The following is a 16,385-nucleotide window of genomic DNA, read 5'->3' on the forward strand; positions in this document are numbered from 1 at the left end:
GACGAATGAAGTTTCGTCATGAAGGCATTCACCGTCGTCCGGAAGGCAGCGGGCTCCCTTCCCCCTTTGTCACGCATGCCGTTCACGTGACGCCGGCCTGCCGATCACGCGAAGCGGGAGAGCGTTCGACGAGGCGGAAACACAAGGGCGCGAACCGGCCTTTCTTTCCGTCTCTTATGTGTCGCCCGAGCCCGGACGGGGCGGCAGGCCTCGGCTATTCTGCGGCGGCCTCACTGGATGAAGTCTGTATACCTTCTGGATGCCCGGAGGCCGTCGTGGACGGCACCATGACGAAGGGCGGGGAGGCCGCCGGTATGTGACGTTCTGTCACCCTTTGGTGGGGTTCAGAAAAAGTGCGGAGCGAATCATTCCGCCCACTTTTGGAGGGAGTTGTCATCACGGTGAATTACCATCGAGGCGAACGTGAAATACAGGAGAGGCTGGGCCGTTCGGCCGAGGCCGAACGATCGGCCAGAGTGATCCGGAAAGGTTTGACAGACATTTTAGCGGCCTTTATCGGAATGCAGACTCTGGCAGTGACAGGATCAACCGATTCCGACGGCCTCGTCTGGGTCTCAGTCCTGAGCGGTCCCCCAGGATTCGCCAGGGGCACCGGCCCCCATTCACTCTCCTTGGCCGCCGAACCGGAGCGGCTTCCATTGCCTCTGCGGCTGGAGGGCGGCTGGGCCGGTACGAGTTGGTCGGGAGGCGGTGGGGCTGGGGGCGGTCGCTCTGAGGTCGGTCCGCTTGAGGTCGGGTCCGGGGCCGGTCGGTCTGAGGTCGGTCGCTCTGAGGTCGGTCGCTCTGAGGTCGGTCGCTCTGAGGTCGGTCGGTCCCAGTTCAGTCCGCTGGAGATCAGGCCGTTCGAGATCGGCGTGCTCTTTCCCGACACGCGCAGGCGGCTGAGGCTCAGGGTCAACGGGATCGCCCGCCCCACCCGGCGAGGGCTCGCGATCGACACCGCCCAGGTCTTCACCAACTGCCCCGGCCGCCTGCGCCACCGCAGCGGTGAGGCCCGCCCTCCCCTCGCCTCCGGACCGACCGCCTCCGGCGAGTCGCTCAGCCCGGCCCAGCGGGCCTGGATCCGGGAAGCGGACACGTTCTTCATCGCCACGGCCTCGGACACGGGCGCGGCCGACGCCAGTCATCGGGGCGGGGAGCCCGGCTTCGTCGAGGTCGTGTCGCCGACCGAGCTGACCTGGGCGGAGTATCCGGGAAACTCGATGTTCATGACACTCGGCAACCTCGTCCTCAACCCGCGCGCCGGAGTGCTGTTCCTCGACGAGCGCAGCGGCGTGACGCTCCACCTCACCGGCACCGCCCGCGTCCGCCTCAAGGCCGCGCAGCCGACCGTCCACTTCACGATCACACGGGTCGTGCAGGTGGGAGAGGTGGGACAGGTGGGAAGGGTGGGGCGGGACTGAGGCCGGCCCGGCCGGTCGGCGGGCGACAGCCGACGGTCTGCCGACGCAAGGGCCGGCAGACCGTCGTTGACACATCGCTCAGGTCAGGGCGCGATGTCCCACTGCTGGCAGGTGTTGTCGAGCTGCTGCCACTGGCGGACCGCGGTCCCGTTGGCGGTGCCGCAGTTCGCGACGTCCAGCGTCATGCCGGTGTTGACGTTGGTGATGGTGTAGTGGCTGCCGACGTTGGTGACGTCCCACTGCTGGCAGCGGTTGCCGAGCGAGGCCCACAGCTGGACGGCCGTGCCGTTGCTCTGCCCGCAGTTCTTGTCGTCCAGGACCGTGCCGCTGTTGACGTTGGTGATGGTGTAGTGGCCGTTGCCCGCGGCGGCGAACTTCCACTGCTGGCAGGTGTTGCCGAGCGAGGCCCAGATGTCGATCGAAGTCCCGTTGGCCGTCCCACAGTTGACCGCGTCCAGGACCTTGCCGGAATTGGTGTTGGTCAGGCGGTAGGCGGTGCCGGCGACGGGGAAGGTGGCGGCCGGGGTCGCGTAGCCGACGGAGGTGATGTTGGCCTGCACGGCGTTGTCGGCGGCGTTGGTCGGGTAGCCGGAGGTCATGACGCCTTCGAAGAAGGATCCGTCGGATCCGTTGCTGTTGTCACCGCCGGTGCCGAGGACGATGGCGCCCTCCAGGTGCATGGGGGTGTATCCGCCGAGGTTGGGCAGGGCGCCGTCGTACCAGGTGGTCAGTGAGCCCGATTGCGCGTTGCCGCCCTTGATCGCGTAGGTCGTCGTGCCGTTGTTCTTCTCCATGGCGGTGACGTATTCGCTGGAGATGCCGGTGTTGGCCGAGTTGGCGCCGTTCGCTCCGAAGAACAGCCCGTTCTCCAGGTCCGCCTCGACCCAGGGACCGGATCCGGCACCGGAACACGAGAACCAGCACTCGGTGCCGAAGTTGATCGCGTCCATGTGACCGTTTCCGGTGTCGTTGCCGGACGTCTCGGCGTTGCCGTAGTCGAAGCAGCAACGGTTGTTCACGTGGTGGCCGCTGGTCACCATGTAGGCGCCCTCCGGATTGCTGCCGGTGGCGATGCCCGTGGTGCTGTTGTCGCGGTAGCCGACGCCGGCCGACACCCAGATGCCGTATGCCTTGTGGCCGCCGACCATGACCGGCAGGGCGTTCGCGATCGCGCCGACATCCTGGCCGCCGTTGCCGCCGGGCCCCTCGACGGTCAGGTCGTTGTGGTTCGGGCTCTGGTCGTAGACCTTGGTGATGATGCAGGTCGTGCCGGAGCAGAAGGAGTCCTGTGCCGCCGCGTTGGCGTAGCCGCCGGCGCTGAGCGTGCCGATGTCGGTGGTCGAGGCGTCCGAGGCACGCTTGACCTGGTAAAGACCGCCACTGTAGGAGGCGTAGAGCGCCCGGGTCGTGCTGTGCGCTGCGGCGCACGGCGTTCCGGCGGCGGCGTAGACGTCGCAGGGCAGGGACGAGGCCGCCTGCGCTGTGCCCGCGGTACCCACCAACCCGACCAGGATGCCGGCGAGAAGCGTGAGGACCGCGCCCACTGACAGCGGGAGCCCTCTCAGGTGTCTACGTATCACTGTGAACCTCTTCCGTCGTGCGTTCTTCTCGACCCCGGCGCCGTGTGCGCAGGGAGGCTGGGCAAGTGATGTGCGGTGCGCGGTGATGCGCGGACACGGGCGGCTGCTGCCAGGAGACGGAGTCGGGGGCGCTCGGCGCTGCCTCGGTATCGCTCGGCAGACATTTGTTAACGCTCACATGCGTGGGCGCTTGGGTGACGCCGCTAATCCGGAGCTGCGGGGAATCGGGTACGTGCGCTCGGCGGACGCTCTGTTCGAGCGCGGCAGCCGAACGCGAATGCGTCACCGCGCAGCGGTGACCGGTCCTGAGATGAAACGTCGTGCATGCGCCGATCTGACGCGGTAAAAGATGATCTTCTGCTATTGCGGCCCTGCCTTTTGTACGCTGGCCTCTGGGGATGGTCAACACGGTGGGACGGTCAAGACTGTGGAAACAAACGGTCCGCTTCCGCTTTCGAGACGTGTGACGCGGGGGGTTCCGGCGCCGTCCCCGACGGCGACTTCCTGAGCGGGGCACCCCGAGTTCCATGACTGACTGGGCCGGTGAAAGAGCCTGCGAGCCGTGGGCATCGACGTCTCTCGTCCCTCTTCAAATGTGTGCGCTAACAACCGCCGGCGGTGAGGTCGCTGAGGCCTGCTGGGTCGGCCGAGCGGTCGCACGGGGTCGACGGCGTTGACGGCGTCGACGGCGTCGGATGCGGCCAACGGGCCGTCTCTGCCTGACTTCGCATCAGGTATCAGGGTTCGACCAGGGTGTGCTCAGGGGCGTTCCCTGATGAGCCGGGCAGCCGGTGCGGAAGAGACTCGTGGTCGGGTCGGTCGATCACCGGTCCGACCACAACGATTACGGAGAGCCCATCGTGAACAGCTGTGCCCGTCGGACCCGTTGGACCACCCTGGCTGTCTGCGGCAGCCTGCTTTTGACCCTGGCCACGGGGGTGGCCGCGCCCGCCTCCGTCGCCGCTCCAGGCCCACCACACGCTGCCGCAACCGCGCCGTTGCCCGGGCTGGATCCGGTCGCGCTCAAGGCGGCCATCGGCGGCCTGCCCGATGCGGACGTCACCGGTGCGCTGCTCCGGATCACTGGTCGTGCGGGCCACTGGTCGGGCACATCGGGGGTGGGCAACCTGGAGACCGGTCAGGGCGTGCCGCCTGACGCGCACATCCGGATCGGCAGTATCTCCAAGGTGTTCACGGCCACGATCGTTCTCCAGCTCGCTGCCGAGCACCGGATCGATCTGGACGAGCCCGTCCAGCGGTACCTGCCGGGCGTCCTGCCCGCCGACCTGCCGCCCGTCACGATCGGCCGGCTGCTCAACCACACCAGCGGCCTTCCCCGCGGCGCCGACAGCCCGGACTTCGGCGACGGCAGTCCCGAATGGTTCGCCGCCAACCGCATGAAGAGCTTCACTCCGCAGCAGGTGATCGACTTGATGGCGGGCCAGCCGATGCAGTTCGCGCCGGGCACCGCGCAGCAGTACAACGGGATGAACTACTACGTTGCCGGCCTGCTGGTCGAGAAGATCACCGGGCACAGCTTCGCCCACGAGGTACGGTCCCGGATCACCCGGCCTCTCGCCCTGCACGACACCTATGTCCCCGACGCCGACGATCCGCGGCTGCCGAGCCCGCACTCCGACGGCTACCTGACGGTCAAGTCCTCGGACGGCACCACGCATCCGGTGGACGTCACCGAGCAGAGTCCCTGGCCCTGGGCCGAGGGCGGCATGATCTCCACCCCCGCCGACCTCGACCGTTTCATGACCGCACTCTTCCGTGGCCGCTTCCTACCGCCGGCCCAGCAGGCCGAGCTCTTCACGGTCCCCGACGTCCCCGGTTTCCACAGCAGCCAGTGCCGTACCGAGGCCGACGCCGGCCGGGCCTGTATGTCCATGGGGCTGACGCGGGTCAAGGCCTCCAACGGTGTCGTGGTCTGGGGCAAGACCGGCTCCCGCCCCGGCTACACCAGTGGTGTGTTCGCCACCCGCGACCTCTCCCGCAAGATCGTCTACTCCGTCAACCCCACCAACGTCAACGGCACCGAGATCCGCTACGTCCTGCAGATCGCCGCCGCCTCCTTCGGCACCGTGATCCCGGCCAAAAGCTGACCCGCGACGAACCGACCGCCCTCGACACCGGCCCCGGGGAACGACGTAACCCCACCCGCCCAGGTGGCCGAGCGGGCCGGGAACAGCATGCCGAGATGGGCATGGATCCTGTTGCTGTACCTTGTCGGCTCAGCCTCTACCCAGGGTGCGGCGCGGCGGCACTGGCCCTCGGTGGCTGACAACTGCGGCGTCCTATGCGCGTACCGCGGCAACCGCCTCATCGAAGGCCAACTCCATGTCGACCGTGCCGTTGCTGCGGACCCAGGTTTCCGTTGCGGCTTCGGAGCACGCCAAGGCGCAGGCGACGAGCGCGCGGGCCCGCAATTCGTTCATGGTGTCCGCCGTGGCGCCCAGTCGTCTGGCGATGTCCGGCAGCAGTAGCTCCGTCCACTGCTGACGTTTCTCCAGCTGACGCCCCCGGAGAGAGGGCGACGCGTGGAGCATGCCGGTGATCTTGAGGAAGTCCTCCGGTGTATAGGGAAGAGACTCGACGAGCGCCTTGAGGGCCGCCCGGAGTGCTTCCCACGGGGGCTCGTCTGCCGGACGGGCTTCCAGCGCGGCCCGCAGCGTCCGGCCGTTTTCGGCGTGGTCGCCGAGCACGATGTCTTCCTTCGTGCCGAAGTAGCGAAACAGCGAGCGCCGCGAGATGCCGATCTCGCCGGCGATCTGTTCCATGGTGGTGGCTTCGAAGCCGTGCTCGAGGAAGAGCCGCATCGCTGTGGCGGCGATCTCGGCCTGCACTGCCCGCCGGGTGCGCTGCCGTAGCCCGGACGGGCCGCCTTCGCGATCGTTCATGACCCCCAGCCTACCGCGTTGTGCACCCGGTACCCGTTTGGCACTGAGTGACAAGATAGGCTTACAGTGCCACATCTGAGTGCAGCCGCCGTCTCCCGGGAGTAGCCCATGAACGCCGTCGACTACCGCGGCCAGACCACCCTCATCACCGGTGCCAGCGCCGGCATCGGAGCAGAGTTCGCCCGCCAGATCGCCGCGCGTGGCTCACACGTCATCCTCGTCGCCCGGCGCCGGGAACGGCTCGACAAACTGGCCGCCGAACTCACCGCGGCTCACGGCGTCCAAGCCACGGCCATCCCTCTCGACCTCAGCCAGCCTGCGGCAGGCCAGACCCTCGCTGAGGAAGTGGCGCGGCGCGACCTGACCGTGACGAGCGTCGTGAACAACGCAGGCTTCGGCACCTTCGGCCCGTTCCACACCGAGGACCCGCAGCGCCTGCGGGAGGAGATCTCCGTCGACGTCGCAGGTGTGGTCGACATCAGCCGGGCGTTCATCGAGCCGCTGCGGACCGCCGGCACCGGGGTGCTGATCAATGTCGCGAGCATGGCCGCGTACGTTCCCACTCCGAACATGGCCGTCTACGCGGCAGCCAAGGCGTTCGTGCTGAGCTTCACCGAAGCCTTGTGGCAGGAGTCACTCGACACCGGGCTGCGCGTGCTCGCCCTGTCCCCCGGCGCGACCAGCACCGAGTTCTTCGACGTCATCGGCACGGACTCCGCGGACGGCGGCACCAAACGCCAGTCCCCCCAGGAGGTCGTGACGACGGCACTGCGGACGCTCGACCGTCGCACGCCACCACCGAGCGTCATCTCCGGCCGGCTCAACCGCATGATGGCGAGCCTGGGCCGGGCAGTCACCAGACGCCGCGCGGTCCTGCTCATGGGATCCATGACCGCCGCCCGCTAGAAACCGGCTTTTCGATCAGACAGGTCGCTGTTGCGGTCATGCTCAGCAGGGGGGATCTGACCGACGAGGAGTGGGCGGTGCTGGAGCCGCTGCTGCCGAAGAGCAACAACCGGTGCGGCCGGTGGCGGGACGATCTCGCAGTGAGCCGCGGGCACCACGATGTCCGCCGTCTCCACGGGCCGCCCGTCGTCGCTGTAGTACGTCCGCCGGGTGTGCGTCACGAGTGCTGCCTTCTGGACGCCCAGTAGCGAAGCCTCCTCGGCGGTCGCCTGCCGCGGCTCCGGCTGCTCCACGGCGTGACCGACGGTGATCCCGATCGCGGCCATGCGGTTCACGACGCCCGCTCCGGCGTGCGGCCCTCTCTCGGGGAGGACGACGAGAGTGCCGGCCGTGCGGTCGTACGGCTCCCAACTCGTCGACAGCTGCACGGGCCTGCCGTCCGTCAGGAACCCGTACGTCGTACGACGCACAGCTCGCCCTCGGGGATACCCAGCGCCGAAGTCCCCCGGGCGGGGCCCAACCCTGCCCGGCATGGCACCATGCCCCCTCCAGCACACAGTTCCATGGGGGGACACATGCGCACCCGCGCCACCATCACGCTCACCGCCGCCCTGCTCGCCACCCTCGCCGCCTGCTCCTCGTCCAGCGACGACAAAGCCGACACCCCGAAGACCAGCCCCACCACGGTCGCCGGGACGCCGAGCACCACCGCGACGCCGCCCGGCGCCACCGAACTGGAGCGCGTCGCGGACACGTACGTGAACCTCTACTTCGGAGGGGCTGGGGAGGGGGCGTACGCCTTCCTGTCGAAGCGCTGTCGCGCCAAGGCAGACCCGGCCACGTACGCGGCCACCGTGGAGCAGGCCGCGAAGGACCACGGGCCCGACCACCCGGCGACGGACGTGCACGTCACCGTCTCAGGGGACATGGGCCGCGTCTCGTACAAGGTGAAGGGCCTGCCGAAGTTCGACCAGCAGGGCCAGCCGTGGACGGTTGAGGGCGGCGCCTGGAAGTACGACGCCTGCTGACCCCGCGTCACCCCGGGCCCCGTCGACCGGCGTCGGCGGTGGCCCTGTCGTGCCCTGCGGATCGCGGCCTCAAGATCCTGCCGCACCAAAACCGCCGCCGATACGGGCTCTTCAGCGGCATGCTGGTGGCAACTGCTCCGCCCATCAATGTGGCTGGCCATTGCCCGAGGAGTTCGATCGCGCAACCGGGCGGCCGGCTCCGGCTCGCGCACTGGGTGGTCCGGAGCCCAGTCCAAGTCGCTGAGAGCGGTCCCCGTCTGGCGACGTGATGTCATCTGGTGATGTCAGGCCGTGGGGTATTCGTTCGGCAGAGGAGCGCGTACGAATTTGGTGCGTCGCTCGTCGCTCGCCCCCAGAGCACGGAAATTACTTCGGGCTTCCGTGAGGCTGAGCCGGCCGTTGGGACCGCCTCGCACCCGGTCGGCATCGTCGTCGTCCTGGCCGTCATCCTCCCAGAAGCACACGGGGCAGATCTCGAAGCAACCGCGCTCCTCGAGCGTCAGGAAGCCGCAGCAGGGGCAGGGGTACGGGCCGTCCTCGGCCTTCCCCTGGTTGTCGACGAACGGAGTGACCACCATGACATCCTGCCCTGCCGTGCCGTCAACCGCGAGCGAGTACACAGGCACTGCTCAGCCGGGCCACGAGCTTGGCAAGCCGTGACGATGGAGAAGGGGTTGCCCGAGGCCCAGCACGTTCTGGCACGACCTCTACGTCACGAACTGCTGAGTCCGTAAAGCCGGCGAGGGAAAGTCGCCCGCGCAACGGTTGTCTTTCAGGCAGGCTTGTCCAATGAGCCAACGAACGGCCTTCGAGGGGTTCCGTCTGAGCACGGAGGCGCAAATCAAGACGTTTTGTCATGACACGGTTGCCTCCTGGGTCGAACTGCACCCCGAAGCGTCTATTGATGAGCTTTTGCAACACTTGGCCGCTGATGCCGCTGCTGCCCGCGAGGCACACATGGGCTACACGATGGAGCGGCACGGCTTGACGAGAGACGAGGTCGCCGTACTTGGTGAAATCAGCTATCGCGACCAACCAACCTTGTAGGCCATCGTCTCGGAGGGCCCGCCTGACGGACTCGTAGCGCTGCCGGCCACGGGTGTCGTCCGCCGTCACTGCCGGTTTGTGACCCGCAAGACGCTCCTCGCCCTACCGCCGACCGCTCCGGAATCAACCGATCCGCTGCCGGCCGTGCCGGCTCACCCGGCCTACCAGCAGCCCACGTAACCCGAGGTGACTGGTCTATTGCGCCCAGCGTCCCAAGGTCGGCGCGGTGCCGATCAGGCACTCGATGTCGGTCGGGAAGCCAACGAGGGCGTAGGCGGTCAGACGCAGGTGGCCCTCAAGGCGGACCAGGTTGTCCTGCCTCTCGCCGACGAGGATGAGCGGCGGAAACCGCTCGCCTCTGATGAGCGCCTGGGCTGCGTCGACGAACGGTTCGTTGGGCACGTCGAACGCCCGCAGCCCTGCCTTGATGCGTGTGGCCGCGTAGGGCCGTGCCGAGGGCGAGACGCGCACCGTGCCGGGGCATCCCGCCCTGACGCGCATCCTGCGGCAGCACATCGAGGACGAGCAGCTCAAGCCCGGTGATCTGCTGTGCCAGGGGGACACGGGCGGCATTCTCGCCGGTTCGGTCATCCGCCGGGCTTGGCGCAGTGCGCCCGCCCAGGTGGCGGAGTGGGCCGGGAACAGCGTGCCCGTGCTGCCGGCCCCGCACGCCCGGTGCGTCGAGGGGCAGCTTCCTGACCTGAAAAGGCGACTGGAGGCGGCGGGTGACCTCCCCGAGCAGCCCGACGGGGGCTGAGTCTTCTCGCCTGGAACTTCGACACGTATTCGACTGGGTCACCCGCGAAAACCCGGTGACAGCCGGAGAGCCCCGGAACCTCCCCTTGATCGTCGGGGAGCGTCCGGGGCGTTGCCGTGTCACGCGAAACGTGCTCTGAGCAGCAAAAATGCCCTCCCGGAGGGAGGGCGGAGACTTGCGCCCCCGGCAGGACTCGAACCTGCGGCCAAGCGCTTAGAAGGCGCCTGCTCTATCCACTGAGCTACGGGGGCCGGGTGTGGTGGCCTCGTACGTGCTGCCCGGGTGTGGGCTGATCCGTGACGTTGCCGGGGACAAGGATAGGGCTCCCGGTTCCTTGTCCCGGTTGCTTCGCCTCCGTGGCTCAATGTGGAGGTTCGGTGAAGCGGTCCTGATAATCGCAGGCAGGTACGAATCGTGCATCGCTTTTGGCCTCCGCGGCCACGGGTGTTGTGTACTCGTTATGCCTGGGCTGCGCCTCTGTCCCAGTCGCGCCTTCCGTCCCTTGTGTCCTATCGGCGCGCAGACATGCCTATATGCTTCATAAATCCCCTAAAATTGGGCATTCTTCGCATGTGGTGACCTTGGACGTACGGCCTCAGCTGCTCGACGCACTCTCCGCCCTGCGCGACCGTGTCGCCGCCGCACGCTTCCCGCTGCCCCTCTCGGGGGCCCCACGCGCGCGTGCCAACCGCGACGAACTGCTCGCCCAGCTCGACGACTACTTGGTGCCCCGCCTCAGGCAGCCCGAAGCGCCACTGCTGGCCGTCGTGGGCGGCTCCACCGGCGCCGGCAAGTCGACCCTGGTCAACTCTCTGGTAGGACGGCGCGTCAGCGAGGCGGGCGTGCTGCGGCCGACGACACGGACACCGGTGCTCGTCTGCCATCCGGAGGACCATCACTGGTTCAGCGGCATGCGGGTGCTGCCCGGCCTCACGCGCGTGTGGGCGCCCCATCAGGAGTCGGCCGACGACCTGTTGCTCCCCGGCGAGGACGGCAGACGCGTGCTGCGCATCGAGACCGCCGACAGCCTTCCCCCGGGCCTCGCCCTCCTCGACGCACCCGACATCGACTCCCTCGTCGCCGACAACCGCGTCCTGGCCGCCGAGTTGATCTGCGCCGCCGACATCTGGGTGATGGTCACGACGGCCGCCCGCTACGCCGACGCCGTGCCCTGGCATCTGCTCCGCACCGCCAAGGAGTACGACGCCATGCTCGTGACCGTCCTGGACCGGGTGCCCCACCAGGTCGTCGGCGAGGTGTCCCGGCAGTACGGCGCCCTGCTCACCAAGGCCGGGCTGGGCGACGTACCGCGCTTCACGGTGCCCGAGCTGCCCGAGTCCGCCTGGGGCGGCGGGCTGCTCCCGGCGACCGCCGTCGCGTCGCTGCGGACCTGGCTCGTCCACCACGTCCAGGATCCCAACTCCCGACGCTACGCCCTGACCCGCACGGCACACGGCGTCCTCGACTCCCTCAAGGCCCGGCTGCCCGAGCTGGCCGGGGCCACCGCCGCCCAGTACGCGGCCGCGCTACGGCTCACGTCGGCCGTCGACGGGGCGTACGACAGCGAGTACACGCGCGTGCGGGGCCGTCTGCAGAGCGGCGCCGTGCTCGCCGGCGACGCGCTCAAACGCTGGCGGGCCTTCCCGCTGGACTGCACCGCCGCCGAACTCCTCGACGCCCTGGTGGAGAGCCTGGGTGCGCTCCTGCTGTGCGCCGTCACCGCCGCCGACGAGCGCGTCGACGAGGCCTGGCGGCGCGAACCGGCGGCGAACGCTCCCTCCCTGACCGACCGGGACACCTCGCCGGAGAACGCCGAGCACCGCATCGGCCTGGCGGTACGACGGTGGCGGCGCGAGCTGGAGGAGTACGCCGAGGACGAGGTGCGCGGCCTGGAACGCGGTGTCGCGCCCGATCCGGAGTCGGTCGCCGCCCTCGTCGCCACCGCCGTGCTGGGCGGACGCAGGGCGCGCTCCGCGGGCGAGGGGCTCGCCGAGCGGATCGGCGCCCATGGGGCGCTGCGGCTGCGCGACCGGGCCGGACGACTGCTCGCCGAGCATCTCGACCGCGTGATGCACAACGAACGAGAGCGCCGCCTCGCCCCCCTCGACGGACTCGACGTCCACCCCGAACCCCAGGCCGAACTAATCGCCGCGCTGTCCGTACTGCAGAAGGAGAGGTGACCGGTGACCGCCGTCACTGACCAGGACCACACGGACAACAGGGACCAGCAGCCACAGCAGGAGCACCAGGAACGCCAGAAACAGCAGGAACAGCACGCACCACAGGAGGAGAGGGAGAGCGGCACGCCGGGGGAGGAGAAAACGGTGTCGAAGGACGCCGTCGGAGCCTGGGACGACGGGCTCATCGCTCGCCGCGTGAACGAGGCCACCGCCGTGGACAGCAGGATCGGTGGCGGCGGCGGTGGCGGCGGCTTGGGCGGTGGCGTGAGCGGGGGCGCCGGCAGCGCCCTGCCCGCGCCCCCGCTCACGTACGACGGCCCCCTGCGCTCCCGGCTCGACGCGCTGCGCGAGCTCGTGGGGCTGTCCCGCGCCCGGGTCGACAGCACGACCCTCGCCGAGGCCGGCCGGGTCCTCGACGAGGCGGTGGCCCGGCGCAGGCTCTCCGGGCAGCACACCGTCGTGGCCCTCGCGGGCGCCACCGGGAGCGGCAAGTCGCAGCTGTTCAACGCCCTGGCCGGAGTGAACATCTCGGAGACGGGCGTACGCCGTCCGACCACCGCCGCGCCCATCGCGTGCAGCTGGAGCGACGGCGCGGCGACCCTCATCGACCGGCTCGGCATTCCGGGCCGGCTGCGCAGACGGCCGGTGCAGAGCCCGGAGGCGGAGGCGCAGTTGCGCGGGCTCGTGCTGATCGACCTGCCCGACCACGACTCGGCGGCCGTGCAGCACCGCGAGCAGGTCGACCGGGTGCTGAGGCTCGTCGACGCCGTCATCTGGGTCGTCGACCCGGAGAAGTACGCGGACGCCGTCCTCCACGAGCGCTATCTGCGGCCCATGGCAGGACACGCGGAGGTCATGTTCGTCGTCCTCAACCAGGTCGACCGGCTGCCCGGCGAGGCCGCCGAGCTGGTCCTCGACGACCTGCGACGCCTCCTCGACGAGGACGGCGTCGCGCTCGGTGAGTACGGCGAACCGGGCGCGACCGTGCTCGCCCTGTCCGCGCTCACCGGGGACGGGATCGGCGAACTGCGTGAGCTGCTCGGCCAGTTCGTGGCGGAGCGCGGCGCCGCGGCACGGCGAGTTTCGGCCGATCTGGAGGCCGCCGCGTGGCGCCTGCGGCCCGTCTACGCCACCGGTCGGCGCACCGGACTCAGCGAGGAGGCGCGGGAGGCGTTCGCCGACCGGCTCGCCGACGCCGTGGGCGCCACCGCGGCGGGCGAGGCCGCCGAACGCGCCTGGCTGCGCCATGCGGGCCGCGCGTGCGGGACGCCGTGGCTGCGGCTGTGGCGCTGGCAGCAGGACCGGCGCGAGCCTCCCACCGGACGGCTGTCGGTCCGTGCCCAGGCCGACGAGGAGGCCACGGCACGGCAGCGCGTCGAGCAGGCGGTGCGCACCGTGTCCGAGCGGGCCTCGGCGGGGCTGCCCGCGCCGTGGGCGCAGGCTGTGCGGGAGGCGGCCGTACGCGGGGCGCAGGGGCTGCCCGAGGCGCTGGACGAGCTGGCGGCGCGGGCCGGGTTGCCGCCGGGGCGGCCGCCGCGGCCGGGCTGGTGGCCGGTGGCGGTGCTGGCGCAGGCGTCCATGACCCTGCTCCAGGTCGTCGGGGGGCTGTGGCTGGTCGGACAGATCGTCGGGGTCATGGCGCCGAACCTCGGGGTTCCGGTGCTGCTGATGGTGGCGGGCATCATCGGCGGCCCGCTCGTCGAGTGGAGCTGCCGGATGGCGGCACGGGGACCGGCCCGGCGGTACGGGCAGGACGCGGAACGCCGGCTGCGGGAGGCGGCGGCCGGGTGCGGCCGGGCACGTGTGCTGGATCCCTTGGCCGCGGAGCTGCTGCGGTACCGGGAGGTACGGGAGCAGTACGGGCGGGTCACGGGTGCGGGCGCGGGGGCGGGGGCAGCGACGGGGGCGGCGACGGGGACGGGGGCGCGGTGAGCCGGAGAGCAGTGGGGGCGGATGTGGCAGGCATGGCTGGTGTGGCGGGTGTGGCGGGTGTGGCGATGAGTGGGGAGGCGGTTGTGGAAGTGGGGTGTGGCGGGAGGGGGCTGTGGGACGAGGGGTGATCCACAGGGAGGGGGGAGGGTGGTCACTCGTCCGGGTGGCGGAGTTTTCCACAGGCGGACGGTGATCCACAGGGCTCGGCGGGCTCGGCCCGAACGGAGGCAGTCTGGATTCACGGCGATCGCGGCGATCACGACCGTGACCGTCGCGACGGACGCAGCCGTACGGGACGGACCCGTGCGCGCATCCGGGCGGTACGACCGTCCGGCGAGGGAGGGGTTCGCATGAACGAGACGATGGTCTGCGCGGTCGGCAACGTGGCGACACGGCCGGTCTACCGGGACCTGGCGGCGGGCGCTTCGGCGAGGTTCCGGCTGGCGGTCACCTCGCGCTACTGGGACCGGGAGAAGAACACCTGGACCGACGGGCACACCAACTTCTTCACGGTGTGGGCCAACCGGCAGCTGGCCGCGAACACGATGGCCTCGCTGAACGTCGGCGACCCGGTGATCGTGCAGGGCAGGCTGAAGGTGCGCACGGAGCAGCGCGAGGGACAGCAGAACTGGACGTCGGCGGACATCGACGCAGTGGCGATCGGCCACGACATCGCGCGTGGCACGTCCGCGTTCCGGCGCTCGGGCCGCCCCGAGCCGATGGCCACGGGCGCACCGGCGCAGCCCGAACCCAACTGGGAGACCCCGGCAGCGACTTCCGCGGAACGGGTATCGGAGCGAGAGCGAGAGCGAGAGCGAGAGCCGGGCGGTTCGCCGCGACGCGAACCGGTGGGAGTGACCTGAGCAGACCGGCTGGTGACGGGGCGTCATCGACGCCTGGGAGCCGTCACTGACCGAACTACGGCTTATCGACGGATGCACTCCGAACGACCGAGTGGATTTGTCGATAGGCCGGGTTCGCGAAATCCCCCGTAGACGATCTTGGGGATAACGATTACGAGTCGGATCGGTGATCCGATGAGATGACCGGTAAGCGTGGTGCGCGGCGTCTCTAGGATGCCGGACGTGGTTCACGGGGCTTCTGATTCTGCTGGTGGGACCGTACCCCCCACATCAACGTGTCCTGCTCGAAGGGGAATTGCGTGATTTCTTCGTTCTCCGCGCCGTTCGCACGCGGGCGAGGGGTGGTCCGCCTCGCCGCGGCGACGTTGGTGTCCGGCCTCGTCGCCATGGGCGTGATCGCCGGCGCGGGCACGGCCGTCGCCACCGAGATGACACAGAGTCAGGGCGGAGCCACCGCGACCATAGGCGGCCTCAAGACATACGGCGCCGCCGTGATCCACGCCGAGACCGGGGACCAGGAGGTCCCGGCCGGTCTGTTCGAGATGTCCGTCGAGGGCGGCGGCACCCTGCAGACCTACTGCGTCGACCTCTACAACCCGACGCAGAAGGACGCCAAATACCACGAGACGCCATGGAGCGGCACCTCGCTGGGCGCCAACAAGGACGCGGGCCGCATCGGTTGGATCCTGCGGAACTCCTACCCCCAGGTCAACGACCTCGCCTCGCTCGCGGACAAGGCCGGCATCGACGGCGGCCTGACCGAGCAGGACGCGGCCGCCGGCACCCAGGTGGCCATCTGGCGCTACTCGGACGGCGCGGCCGTCGACGCCCTCGACCCGCAGGCCGAGCGGCTCGCGGACTACCTGCACAAGGCCGCCCGCGCCGTCCCGGAGCCCGCGGCATCGCTCACCCTCGACGCGCCCGCAGTCTCCGGCCACCCCGGCGAACTGCTCGGCCCGGTGACGGTGCACACCGACGCGAGCGGCGTGACGGTGACGCCGCCGCTGGACGCCGCCACCAGCGGGGTGCGGATCGTCGGCAAGGACGGCAAGGCGGTCACGTCCGTGACGGACGGCAGCCAGCTCTTCTTCGACGTGCCCGTCGACGCGGCCGCCGGCTCGGCCGAGCTGACCGTCCAGGCCTCGACCACCGTCCCCGTCGGACGGGCCTTCACCTCCGAGAACCGCAGCCAGACCCAGATCCTGGCCGGCTCCAGCGAGTCGACGGTATCGGCGACGGCGAGCGCGACCTGGGCCAAGCAGGGCGCCATACCGGCGCTTTCCGCGGCGAAGAACTGCGCCGGGAGCGGCGTGGACATCACCGCCGCCAACCAGGGCGACGCGGACTTCACCTTCGAGCTGATGGGCATCCGGCACACCATCCCGGCCGGAGCGTCCCAGAGGGTGACGATCCCGCTGCAGGAGGACCAGGCCTACGACTTCACGATCAACGGCCTGCAAGGCGTCGAGTACCGCTTCACCGGCGTCCTGGACTGCAGGACGCAGGCCGACGAGACCGCCGGCCTGACCACCCAGATCCTCAGTGAGCCGAGCCCGGCGACGGTCGGCGGCACGTCCGCCGCGAACGACACCGATCTCGCCGCGACGGGCGGCACCAGCGCCACCCCGCTCATCGCGGGCACCGCCATCGGCCTGGTCGTCATCGGCGGAGCGGCCCTGATCCTCGTGGGCCGAAAGGAGAACGGCGCGCGGGACTGACCGGACTTCCGCCCACCGGTCGGCCGATGCCGTTTCGTGATCGTCCG

Annotated in this window: 14 protein-coding genes, 1 tRNA gene and 1 pseudogene; 10 read left to right on the forward strand and 6 right to left on the reverse strand. The window is 69.8% G+C overall.

From position 1 onward, the window contains the following. The first annotated feature begins 875 nt into the window (after window positions 1–875). Window positions 876–1,424 (forward strand): pyridoxamine 5'-phosphate oxidase family protein, encoded by a 549-nt coding sequence (locus tag B5557_RS28795; protein WP_159424445.1) that lies wholly within the window; start codon window positions 876–878, stop codon window positions 1,422–1,424. A gap of 83 nt (window positions 1,425–1,507) precedes the next feature. On the opposite strand, the gene B5557_RS28800 is transcribed toward B5557_RS28795, so the two are convergent. Continuing rightward, entirely contained in the window at window positions 1,508–3,004 is a 1,497-nt protein-coding gene (locus B5557_RS28800; RefSeq protein ID WP_231976063.1) for an arabinofuranosidase catalytic domain-containing protein, read from the reverse strand. 860 nt (window positions 3,005–3,864) lie between these two features. On the opposite strand from B5557_RS28800, the gene B5557_RS28805 reads away from it, so the two are divergent. Continuing rightward, on the forward strand, window positions 3,865–5,112 hold the full coding sequence (locus tag B5557_RS28805; RefSeq protein WP_079665059.1) for a serine hydrolase domain-containing protein: 1,248 nt from the start codon (window positions 3,865–3,867) through the stop codon (window positions 5,110–5,112). Between the two features lie 192 nt (window positions 5,113–5,304). Here B5557_RS28805 and B5557_RS28810 read toward each other — a convergent pair whose 3' ends face one another. Beyond that, a complete protein-coding gene (locus tag B5557_RS28810) occupies window positions 5,305–5,907 on the reverse strand; it encodes a TetR/AcrR family transcriptional regulator (protein ID WP_079662186.1) in 603 nt (200 codons plus the stop codon). 108 nt (window positions 5,908–6,015) lie between these two features. Between B5557_RS28810 and B5557_RS28815 the strand changes: the two genes are divergently transcribed. Next, window positions 6,016–6,813: an SDR family NAD(P)-dependent oxidoreductase gene (locus tag B5557_RS28815; RefSeq protein ID WP_079662187.1), complete on the forward strand. Its 798-nt coding sequence runs from the start codon at window positions 6,016–6,018 to the stop codon at window positions 6,811–6,813. Here B5557_RS28815 and B5557_RS28825 read toward each other — a convergent pair. Then, window positions 6,810–7,309, reverse strand: a pseudogene (locus B5557_RS28825) (UTRA domain-containing protein); the annotation flags it as partial. The gene B5557_RS28815 and the pseudogene B5557_RS28825 overlap by 4 nt on opposite strands. 79 nt (window positions 7,310–7,388) lie before the next feature. Between B5557_RS28825 and B5557_RS28830 the strand changes: the two are divergent. Next, the gene (locus B5557_RS28830; protein WP_079662188.1) at window positions 7,389–7,841 is read left to right on the forward strand and encodes a hypothetical protein; all 453 of its coding nucleotides are present in this window, start codon (window positions 7,389–7,391) and stop codon (window positions 7,839–7,841) included. A gap of 284 nt (window positions 7,842–8,125) precedes the next feature. On the opposite strand, the gene B5557_RS28835 is transcribed toward B5557_RS28830, so the two are convergent. Beyond that, the gene (locus tag B5557_RS28835; RefSeq protein ID WP_231976064.1) at window positions 8,126–8,461 is read right to left on the reverse strand and encodes a CPCC family cysteine-rich protein; all 336 of its coding nucleotides are present in this window, start codon (window positions 8,459–8,461) and stop codon (window positions 8,126–8,128) included. Between the two features lie 169 nt (window positions 8,462–8,630). On the opposite strand from B5557_RS28835, the gene B5557_RS28840 reads away from it, so the two are divergent. Beyond that, a complete protein-coding gene (locus B5557_RS28840; RefSeq protein ID WP_079662189.1) occupies window positions 8,631–8,888 on the forward strand; it encodes a hypothetical protein in 258 nt (85 codons plus the stop codon). Window positions 8,889–9,083: 195 nt separating this feature from the next. On the opposite strand, the gene B5557_RS28845 is transcribed toward B5557_RS28840, so the two are convergent. After that, window positions 9,084–9,359 (reverse strand): hypothetical protein, encoded by a 276-nt coding sequence (locus B5557_RS28845; protein WP_231976065.1) that lies wholly within the window; start codon window positions 9,357–9,359, stop codon window positions 9,084–9,086. 1 nt (window position 9,360) lies between these two features. On the opposite strand from B5557_RS28845, the gene B5557_RS45365 reads away from it, so the two are divergent. Continuing rightward, entirely contained in the window at window positions 9,361–9,645 is a 285-nt protein-coding gene (locus tag B5557_RS45365; RefSeq protein ID WP_231976066.1) for a hypothetical protein, read from the forward strand. A gap of 178 nt (window positions 9,646–9,823) precedes the next feature. On the opposite strand, the gene B5557_RS28855 is transcribed toward B5557_RS45365, so the two are convergent. Further along, a tRNA-Arg gene (locus tag B5557_RS28855) sits at window positions 9,824–9,896 on the reverse strand. Window positions 9,897–10,217: 321 nt separating this feature from the next. Here B5557_RS28855 and B5557_RS28860 point away from each other — a divergent pair. From B5557_RS28860 to B5557_RS28875, 4 genes are all read left to right on the forward strand, one after another. Continuing rightward, window positions 10,218–11,825 carry a dynamin family protein gene (locus tag B5557_RS28860; RefSeq protein ID WP_079662191.1) on the forward strand — a complete coding sequence of 536 codons (1,608 nt, stop codon included), beginning with the start codon at window positions 10,218–10,220 and terminating at the stop codon, window positions 11,823–11,825. A 3-nt stretch (window positions 11,826–11,828) separates the two neighbouring features. Continuing rightward, complete coding sequence (locus B5557_RS28865) at window positions 11,829–13,757, forward strand: YfjP family GTPase (RefSeq protein WP_079662193.1); 1,929 nt, start codon at window positions 11,829–11,831, stop codon at window positions 13,755–13,757. A gap of 350 nt (window positions 13,758–14,107) precedes the next feature. Further along, window positions 14,108–14,620: a single-stranded DNA-binding protein gene (locus B5557_RS28870; RefSeq protein ID WP_079662194.1), complete on the forward strand. Its 513-nt coding sequence runs from the start codon at window positions 14,108–14,110 to the stop codon at window positions 14,618–14,620. Between the two features lie 299 nt (window positions 14,621–14,919). Beyond that, a complete protein-coding gene (locus B5557_RS28875) occupies window positions 14,920–16,338 on the forward strand; it encodes a thioester domain-containing protein (protein ID WP_079662195.1) in 1,419 nt (472 codons plus the stop codon). Window positions 16,339–16,385: the final 47 nt, after the last annotated feature.

Source organism: Streptomyces sp. 3214.6, from assembly GCF_900129855.1.
Lineage (GTDB): Bacteria > Actinomycetota > Actinomycetes > Streptomycetales > Streptomycetaceae > Streptomyces > Streptomyces soliscabiei.

Excerpts from the sequence above, each read along its gene's own strand:
- B5557_RS28830 (WP_079662188.1), top strand. The coding sequence starts at position 7,389 with ATGCGCACCCGCGCCACCATCACGCTCACCGCCGCCCTGCTCGCCACC.
- B5557_RS28810 (WP_079662186.1), bottom strand. The coding sequence starts at position 5,907 with ATGAACGATCGCGAAGGCGGCCCGTCCGGGCTACGGCAGCGCACCCGG.
- B5557_RS28870 (WP_079662194.1), top strand. The coding sequence starts at position 14,108 with ATGAACGAGACGATGGTCTGCGCGGTCGGCAACGTGGCGACACGGCCG.
- B5557_RS28840 (WP_079662189.1), top strand. The coding sequence starts at position 8,631 with ATGAGCCAACGAACGGCCTTCGAGGGGTTCCGTCTGAGCACGGAGGCG.
- B5557_RS28815 (WP_079662187.1), top strand. The coding sequence starts at position 6,016 with ATGAACGCCGTCGACTACCGCGGCCAGACCACCCTCATCACCGGTGCC.